Source organism: Betaproteobacteria bacterium, from assembly GCA_009377585.1.
GTDB lineage: Bacteria > Pseudomonadota > Gammaproteobacteria > Burkholderiales > WYBJ01 > WYBJ01.
This window is the reverse complement of sequence record WHTS01000038.1, coordinates 39,321-48,195: the sequence shown is the minus strand read 5'-3', so window position 1 is coordinate 48,195 and position 8,875 is coordinate 39,321. Positions and strand designations below refer to the sequence as shown.

The following is an 8,875-nucleotide window of genomic DNA, read 5'->3' as shown; positions in this document are numbered from 1 at the left end:
CATCACGTCACAGTACTTCTTGAACCGCGCTTCCAGACTCATTCCCATGGCGCCCCCCCAGAAAGTACTTGAAGAAGTCGCCATAATGCCTTACTTTATAACACAGTGGTACTAGATATTGTTGAGGTACCGGTTGTCAGGAAAATGGAGGATCCGACGCAACCCGAGAACTGGCTAATCGCCGGTCAGACGCGATGGAGGCGGATCGGTGCTTGGCCCCGTGCGCGGCTGCCCGAACTGTATGAGGACTGCAACGGGCTCTGGATCGACCCAATCGCGAGATCGGATCGCGTCTCCCAGGCGCACTTTGTCAGGCATCCCCCTGCCCAATCTCTTTATGTAATTCCTTTGACCGAGCCAGCGATTACGGGTGAGGGTAGACAGCGGCGATTGTCTTTTCACCACGGCGGACGAAGCTATTCTCTCAAGATTACCGATCCTCAAATGCCAGCAGATCCCGGCGATGCCTTACCCGTCGCAGCATGCGTGAGCGTCGCCCCACCGTTCAAAGGTTTTCATTACAAGCTTGTGGCGTCCCTTTTCTGGTGAAGACATGCACACGATTCTTACCATCGGCCACTCGTCCCATCCGATAGCTGAATTTGTTCGCCTCCTTAGCGATCACCAAATCGACGTGGTAGCCGATGTTCGATCTTCGCCCTACAGCAAGCGGAATCCGCAGTTCTCAAGAGAAAGTTTGCAGAAGTCTCTGAAGGATCAGGGCGTCAAGTACTTATTCCTGGGCCGAGAACTCGGCGCTCGTAGAACCGAACGCGAATGCTACGTTCAAGGCAAAGCTGAATACGAACGGATCGCCGAACTGCCAGCTTTCAATGATGGTGTTCGACGGTTGCTGAAAGGAGCATCCGACTATCGGATTGCGCTTATGTGTGCCGAGCAAGATCCACTCACGTGTCATCGCACGGTTCTTGTCTGTCGGCATCTCAAGAAGCATGGATTGGCATTGGGGCACATTCTTCCCGATGGCAATGTCGAGTCACACGAGCAAGTGGAGCATCGGCTTATGCTCGAGGAAGGCGAAAACCCCTCGCAGGCGGACATCTTCGCTGTGGCCGAAAACCTCGATTCCGCGCTGCTGAGGGCGTACACCGCTCGCGGAAACAAGATTGCCTATCTCGAACACGGGACAGCTAATGAAAATTCATACGATCGGCTTTACCAAGAAGAGTGCTGAGGCGTTTTTTACGAAGCTAAAGCGTGCGGAAGTCACTTACGTCATCGACACACGCCTGCACAACACGTCTCAACTATCAGGATTCGCCAAGCAGGATGACCTTCGATATTTCCTGAGTGCATTGAACGTTGCCGACTATGTGCATGAACCGTTCCTTGCGCCAACGGATGAGATGCTCGACGCGTACAAAAAGGGACGCTCCGATTGGAGTGACTACGAGCGGCGTTTTAAGGAGCTCATGCAATCTCGGAAAATTGAAGAAAGGCTTGATAGGGACAGGTTCGACGGCGCGTGTCTGCTTTGCAGCGAGGACAAGCCCCATCATTGCCATCGGAGACTAGTCGCCGAATACCTTCGTGACCGCTGGACTGACGTCGAAATCAATCACATCGTGTGACATGGTGATTCAACGCAAAAAGCTCATCGAAGTCGCCCTCCCGCTCGACGCCATCAACAAGGCGTCGGCGCGCGAGAAATCGATCCGTCACGGTCACCCCTCGACCTTGCATCTGTGGTGGGCCCGGCGGCCGCTGGCGGCGGCGCGGGCGGTGATTTTCTCGCAGATGGTGGACGATCCTTCTGGCTACGTCGACGTGCTGCGCGGAGACCCGAAGCTGCGCCGGAAAGCAGAGACTGTGCTGAAGGCGCGGCTGAAGCTGTGGGAGGAAGCCAAGCAGCTCGCGCGGAAAGCCGAAGGGACGGAACTCTCGGTGCCGGAGCCCGGCCCGGCGCCGACGCTCGACGACGTGCTGGCCGACCACGAGCGCCAGCGCCTCTTTCGCATCATCGAGGACCTGGTGCTGTGGGAGAACACCACAAATGAGATGGTCCTGCAGGCGGCGCGCGACGAAATCTGGCAAAGCTGGCGCCGCACCTGCGCGGAGTATGCCGATCATCCGCGCGCGAAGGAGCTGTTCGACCGTAACAAGCTGCCCGCCTTTCATGACCCATTCGCCGGCGGCGGCGCGCTGCCGCTCGAAGCACAGCGGCTCGGGCTCGAAGCGTACGCGAGCGATCTCAACCCCGTGGCGGTGCTTATCAACAAGGCGATGATCGAGATCCCGCCGAAGTTCGCCGGCAAGCCGCCGGTGAATCCGGATGCGCAACGCGAAAAGGCGCAGATGGACAAGTCCTGGCGTGGGGCGCAAGGACTGGCCGAGGACGTGCGCTACTACGGGAAATGGATGCGCGACGAGGCTGAGAAGTGCATCGGTCATCTGTATCCGAAGATCGAGATCACAGCCGAGATGGCGAAAGACCGGCCCGACCTGAAGCCCTACGTGGACCGGAAGCTCACCGTGATTGCGTGGCTTTGGGCGCGCACGGTGAAGAGCCCCAATCCGGCGTTCGCGCAGGTTGACGTGCCGCTCGCCTCGACGTTCATGCTCTCCACCAAGGCGGGCAAGGAGGCGTACGTCGAGCCGGTGATCGAGGATGGCGGTTATCGATTCACGGTGAAGGTGGGGAAGCCGAGGGATGCGGAAGGGGCGAAGAACGGCACCAAGCTTTCGCGCGGGGCGAACTTCCGCTGCTTGATGTCGGGAACTCCGATCGCGGGCGACTACATCAAGACGGAGGGGAAAGCCGGGGGCATGGGCGCGCGGTTGATGGCGGTCGTGGCCGAGGGTGATCGCGGACGCGTCTATCTCGCGCCGACGGTGGAGCACGAGGCGGTGACGTCTAAGGCGAAACCGGAGTGGAAGCCGGAGGGCGCATTCGTCGAGGACGCACGGGCATTTACACCGTGCATATACGGAATCAAAGAATGGCAGCATCTCTTTAGCGACCGGCAACTGGTAGCACTGACGACGTTCACTGACTTACTCGGTAACGCATGCGAGCGAGTCTGCCGAGACGGGATTTCGGCGGGCTTGGTCGATGACCCTCAACTCCTCCACGAAGGCGGCGTCAGCGCTAGTGCGTATGCGGAGGCGATAAGGTTGTATTTAGGACAACTAAGCGCTTAAGCCCAACCCACGGACCGTGACATCGGCTAGGCGGTAGACGGCACGAGCGGCAGCCTGCCGCGGCCTATTCCAGTCTGTCGAGACGGCCATGTGGGCGCTCAGCTGTGAACCCAGCCGCCATCGGGCCTGCGCCAGACGTGCGTCGTTACTGGCGGGCGCCAGCTGCCAGTGACGACGCGCGCAAGCCTGCACCAGCGCGCGACTTTCAATCCTCTGGCGCAAGTGACAGACCGTAGCAATCCCACGTGATGAGCTCCCGTGAGTGGATGCCCTATCTTCAGCGCCTTCATCCAACTGGCATGACATGGGTGCAGATCAAGCGACAGACTGTCAATGGTCGGAGTCCCTGGCTGTGGGGCACATGCAATGTTGATGCGATTCGATGTGACGAGCGCGCACCTCGATGGGAACTGATTTCCCTGACCCATTGTCACAGCGGCTAGCATGCCTATTGGATGACTTCCAGCAACGTCCAAGGACATACGCCCGTCAACGGTAAGCAGACCACGACGACCAGTTTTCCGCTGGCTGAGTCAGCCCGTCCGGTGCACGTCACGCACCGCCCTTGAAGCCGGCCACATCGCCTGAGAGCCGGCGGCCGCAAGGCTTGGCGATTTGAGTGATCAAATTGAGAGTGATCACGGCTGCCAGCCGGTAGCTTGGATCGCCACTGTTCGATGATGATGGTGATAGCCCGGCATTCGCCAGGTGTCCCATCCACGTGTTGAGTTGGAGCCATTACCTCGGCGCCTTGTGGGTCCGAGGGGATCGCTCATCATGTCGTATCCCCTGATGCCTGGCGCATAGCACGCCGGTTCCGGGTGGCTTGCCATCTTCCATCCTGAGATGGCTGCGCCGCTTGGGCTCGCGTGGATGTGTTCCATTCTCCGAGCCGAGCCTCGCAAGAGGCATCGTCCGGATTCTGAAGCCTCCCTCACGGCTCCCCGGCCGTTTCCTGTGCTCGCGTCGTTTCGAGCGATCCGACCCGCTGTTCTGCTGGGTTCGTCCGTGCCGCGCGTGGCGCAATGCCGCCTGCCAACTGATCTTCGTCACGGATCCCGCGTTCCCCAGGAACGCTCCCCCGGGCCCTGGACCATGGGCCTTCGGTGGTTACCAGTGCCTCCAGGCACGCACACCGAGCCGATCGAACGCGACGTGCAGCGCTGGCAAACAGCAAATCCCTGCACGAAACGGGCAAGGTGTGGCCCGCCGTCCCTTGTGGTCCTCGACCAGGCTCATTGCCGGCGAGGCGGACAACGACACTGATCGAGCACGCGATCACACCGAGAGGAACGAGGACAGGCGCAATGCGAACACTGAACTACGAGCTCAAGCAGCTCTGCCATCGAAATCGCGATGGGAGCTTTGCCACCCAGGCCGACCGGCTGCGCATCCTGCAGCTGGTGGCCGATCAGCTGCTACCAGGCCGGATTCAAGGAACTCCACGCGACGGGTTTGAAGCCCAAGCACGTCGAGGCGCTGACTAACCACTGGCGGGCCAATGTTCTAAACGTCGGAACGATCAAGAACCGGTTGGTACAGCTCCGTTGGTGGGCCGAGAAGATCGGCAAGGCCAACGTCGTGGCCAAGGACAACGCCGCCTACGGGATCGCCGACCGGCAGCTCGTCAGCAATGCGGACAAGTCGCGAGCGCTCAGCGCGGTCGATCTTTCCAGGGTCACCGACCCATACACCGGGATCTCGCTCAGATTGCAGGCCGCCTTCGGGCTGCGTCGAGCCGAGTCGATCAAGATTCAGCCCGCCTGGGCCGACCGGGGCGACAAGCTCGTCCTTCGCCCCAGCTGGTGCAAGGGGGGCCGCGCCCGCGAAGTCCCGATCCGCACGCCCGAGCAGCGCCAGGTCTTGGATGAAGCTCGACAGCTTGCCGGCCGCGCGAGCCTCATTCCGGCAGACATGAAGTTCGTCGATCAGCTCAACCGTTTCAAGCACCAGTGCGCCGCAGCCGGCATTCATCACGTCCACGGCCATCGACATGCATACGCCCAGGCACGCTACCAGGAGCTGACGGGCCGGAAGGCACCCGCCGCCGGTGGACCCGCCTCTCGGTCCCTGACGCCTGCGCAAAAAGCGATCGACCGGGAAGCACGACTCACGATCAGTCGCGAGCTCGGCCATGAGCGCGAGCAGGTCACGGCGATTTATTGCGGTCGTTAGCCGGCGAGGTGCTGCCGATGCACAGCCATCTTGCATGCGCGACAGGCCAAAGATCGAGCCCTCGCGCCAGCGCATGCCAGTCGCCTATTCGCACAAACCCGACCGCCTGGCCCGCAGAGACACGTTCATGGCCGCTACCCATCGCCGAGCCCGCCCTTTTTATCGCCAACCCTCCTCTCCGCGAGGGGGGTTAGGCGAGGACATCGCGTTGCGCGATCGGCATCATGTGTCTGCGCCCGGTGTTGTCGACGCGGTTTACAACCCGGGCATGACGAAGGTCAAGAACGGATCGACATGAGCGCTGCAATTCTTCTCGGCCGCCTCGATGGCGTGCGCCACACCGGCCCAGGTCGCTGGCTGGCGCGTTGCCCTGCGCACGACGATCGGCGCGCATCCCTGTCCATCCGGGAACTCGACGATGGCCGCGTGCTGATTCACTGCTTCGCGGAATGCCGCACCGAGCACGTGCTGGCGCGGGTCGGACTCGAGTTCGGCGACCTCTATCCGACCCGACCCTCGACCGCTCGAGGGGAACGTCTTCGCCGGCCCTTTCCCGCCGCAGACGTGCTGCACGCCGTCTCCTACGAGGCGATGGTCGTCTACCTGTGCGCGCAGACGCTCGATCGGGGCGAGCGCTTGAGCATGCGCGACCGGCATCGCCTGCGCGTCGCCGTCAGGCGGTTGCAGCATGCGGTCGAGGTGGCCTTCGATGCGTGACGTGCTCCTGCCCCTCGAGCGCGGTCAACGCTTCCTCGATCGAAGTGAGCGAGACGCGGGATCATCAACGCCCCAGGACCCGCATTCCAGTCCGGTGGTAGTCGTCGATGTGCACGACTTCCTGGGGCGCACGCTGCCCGAGCGCGAGGCGATCCTGAGTCCATGGCTTCTCACGCAGAGCCTCAACATGATTCATTCCTGGCGCGGGGTCGGAAAGACCCACGCCGCCCTTGGCATCGCCTTCGCTGTGGCGAGCGGCGGAACGTTCCTTACCTGGAGCGCACCGAAGGCGCGCCGGGTGCTCTACATCGACGGAGAGATGCCGGCCACGGCCCTGCAGGAGCGCCTGGCCGCCATCAACGTGTCCGCCGACGTCGAGCCCGCACCCGGCATGCTTCACCTCATTACCCCGGACCTGCAGCACGGACCGATGCCGGATCTCGCCACCTCCGATGGGCAGGCGGCGATCAATGCCGTGATCAGCGACAGCGAACTCATCGTGCTCGACAACCTCTCCTGCCTCGCTCGCAGCGGCGGCCGGGAGAACGACGCCGAGAGCTGGCTGCCGGTCGCCGAGTGGGCGCTGCAGATGCGCTCGGGTGGCCGCAGCGTGCTCTTCATTCACCACTCAGCCAAAGGCGGCCAGCAGCGCGGCACGAGCAAGCGCGAGGATTTGCTCGATACCGTGCTGCGCTTGAAGGAGCCATCGGACTACCGGCACGGTGAGGGCGCTCGCTTCGAGGTGCATTACGAAAAGGCCCGCAACCTCCACGGTGAAGTCACCCGGCCGATCGAAGCCATCCTCACCACGGACGAGGCGGGTCACACCCGCTGGACGTTCCGGCGCGTCGAGGAAACGACCTTCGATCGTGTGGTCGCCCTTGCGAACGACGGACTCAGTCGTTCCGAGATCGCGCTGGAGCTCGAGTGCAATCGCTCGACGGTCTTCCGGCACTGGCGCAAGGCAGAGACCGACGGCTTGATCCGGAAGGTCGACGTTCCGAAGAAACGGGAGGCGCGATGAGCGACATCCTCGATACGTTGCATGGTGCTCGCCCTGGGCGATGCAACGTGCAACCTGGACCCGCCAACAGCGCACCCCACACGGCAACACTGCGTGCAACAACCAGCCTGAAAGCCGCGTCGTTGCGCGTTCTCGCACGCACCCAGGGCTGCACCGTCCCCGCAACAATGCCTCCGAACAGCGTGCACCCCATGGCCATTGCGGCGCGTGCCGGCGTTGCACCGGAGGACACCCTGGCCGCCATGCTCGCGGAGGTGAATGGGCTCCTTGCGAGACTCACGCGATCAGCCTCGCTCCAGAATGCCGAAGTCATCGCAGTCCTCGAATCCTGCGCCGGGCCAATTTCGGAGCTCCTGCGCTGCGTCCAGGCAGTTGCCGCACGCGTGCCGAGGGCAATGCGACCGACCGAAGTTGGGCAACTCCCACACGCCGGCTCGCAGCCTCGTCCGTTGTTGCCCCGAGACGCCGGACGCTCGCAACTGCCATGAAAGACGAAGACGTAAGACTCACCCTGCCGTCCGTGCGCTGCCTCACCAAGGAGCAGGCCGCGGAGTACCTCGGCATTGGCGTCACGCTCCTGCTGCAGATCGGCCCCCGCCCCATCAAGTTTGGCCGCCGCTCGGTCTGGGATCTGGTTGACCTGGACGCCTGGCTTGAGGAATATAAGCGCCGAGGGCGGGCCGGAAAGGAGGTAGTTCAATGGCCCGTGCAAGAGGAATCTACCGCCGGGGAGACTCCCCATACTGGTGGATCGATGTTGTCTTACCGAACGGCAGACGCGTACGCCAAAGCGCTAAGACCGAAAACCGCGAAGAAGTCGAAGCCCTTGTCGCCAAGCTGAAGGGCGAGGTATTCAGGGCAGCTCATCTCGGCATCAAGGCCCGGCGCTCGTGGAAGGAAGCTGTCGTTCGCTATCTCATGTTGAAGGGCAATCTGCGGAGCATCGAAGACGTGCGGAGGATTTGCCGAAAGCTCGACCCGACCCTGGGTCACCTTATGCTCGACCAGATCAACGGCGACGTGATTCACAAGGTGATCGAGGACGGCGTGCGTGCGGGCAGAAAGACCGCGACGATCAATCGATACCTGGCTACGATCCGCAGCCTGCTACGCATGGCGAGGGACGAATGGCAGTGGGTCGACACGATTCCCAAGATACGCTTGCTGAGCGGGGAGGCGGAGCGCGACCGGTGGTTGACGCCTGAAGAAGCAGCAAGGCTCATTGCCGCCTGTGCGCCGCATCTTGCGTCAATGGTCCGTTTTGCTCTCGCGACGGGCTGCCGGGCACGCGAGATCGTGCATCTGGAGTGGAAGCGCGTCGACTTGAAACGTGGTACGGCATGGCTCGACCAGACCAAGAACGGCACGCCGAGAGGCGTTCCGTTGAATCGCGATGCGCTTGCGGTGCTCGAAGGGCAGGTCGGCATTCATCCGCGTTTCTGCTTCACGTACCGCGGTCAACCGATTCGCTATGAACTCACGAATACCGGTTGGCAGAGCGCGTGCGCGAAGGCCGGGCTGACGGATTTGCGCTTTCACGACCTGAGGCACACCTGGGCCTCATGGCATCGGCAGGTCGGTACGAGCTGCGATGAGCTGAAGGACCTGGGTGGTTGGAAGTCGCGCGTCATGGTCGACCGCTACGCGAAGTACGCAACCGAGAATCTCGCGGTTGCCGCAACGCGTATCGAGTCGCGCATATCGCCGGGCGCCTGATCACCGTCCCGGTAAGCAGAAGACGGTGGTGAATTCGGGCAAAAAGTTGCTGTCGGCGGGAGGGAATGTCATCCAATTCCC

6 protein-coding genes and 1 pseudogene are annotated in these 8,875 nt (G+C 62.1%); all 7 read left to right on the top strand.

Annotation, left to right across the window (positions count from 1 at the left end):
- Window positions 1-553 precede the first annotated feature (553 nt).
- The 7 genes and pseudogenes from GEV05_14200 to GEV05_14170 all read left to right on the top strand — a co-directional run bounded on the left by GEV05_14200 (window position 554) and on the right by GEV05_14170 (window position 8,794).
- Window positions 554-1,195 carry a DUF488 family protein gene (locus GEV05_14200; GenBank protein ID MPZ44523.1) on the top strand — a complete coding sequence of 214 codons (642 nt, stop codon included), beginning with the start codon at window positions 554-556 and terminating at the stop codon, window positions 1,193-1,195.
- Window positions 1,155-1,592, top strand: coding sequence for a DUF488 family protein (locus GEV05_14195; protein ID MPZ44522.1), 438 nt, complete (start codon window positions 1,155-1,157; stop codon window positions 1,590-1,592). The genes GEV05_14200 and GEV05_14195 overlap by 41 nt, the downstream gene beginning before the upstream one ends.
- 166 nt (window positions 1,593-1,758) lie before the next feature.
- Window positions 1,759-3,162: a hypothetical protein gene (locus GEV05_14190; protein ID MPZ44521.1), complete on the top strand. Its 1,404-nt coding sequence runs from the start codon at window positions 1,759-1,761 to the stop codon at window positions 3,160-3,162.
- A 1,307-nt stretch (window positions 3,163-4,469) separates the two neighbouring features.
- Window positions 4,470-5,337, top strand: a pseudogene (locus tag GEV05_14185) (integrase).
- A gap of 294 nt (window positions 5,338-5,631) precedes the next feature.
- Window positions 5,632-6,054, top strand: a complete 423-nt coding sequence (locus tag GEV05_14180) for a DNA primase (GenBank protein ID MPZ44520.1) — start codon at window positions 5,632-5,634, stop codon at window positions 6,052-6,054.
- Window positions 6,047-7,078: an AAA family ATPase gene (locus GEV05_14175; GenBank protein MPZ44519.1), complete on the top strand. Its 1,032-nt coding sequence runs from the start codon at window positions 6,047-6,049 to the stop codon at window positions 7,076-7,078. Before GEV05_14180 ends, GEV05_14175 begins: the two co-directional genes overlap by 8 nt.
- Before the next feature lie 699 nt (window positions 7,079-7,777).
- Window positions 7,778-8,794 carry a tyrosine-type recombinase/integrase gene (locus tag GEV05_14170; GenBank protein ID MPZ44518.1) on the top strand — a complete coding sequence of 339 codons (1,017 nt, stop codon included), beginning with the start codon at window positions 7,778-7,780 and terminating at the stop codon, window positions 8,792-8,794.
- The last annotated feature ends 81 nt before the right edge of the window (window positions 8,795-8,875 follow it).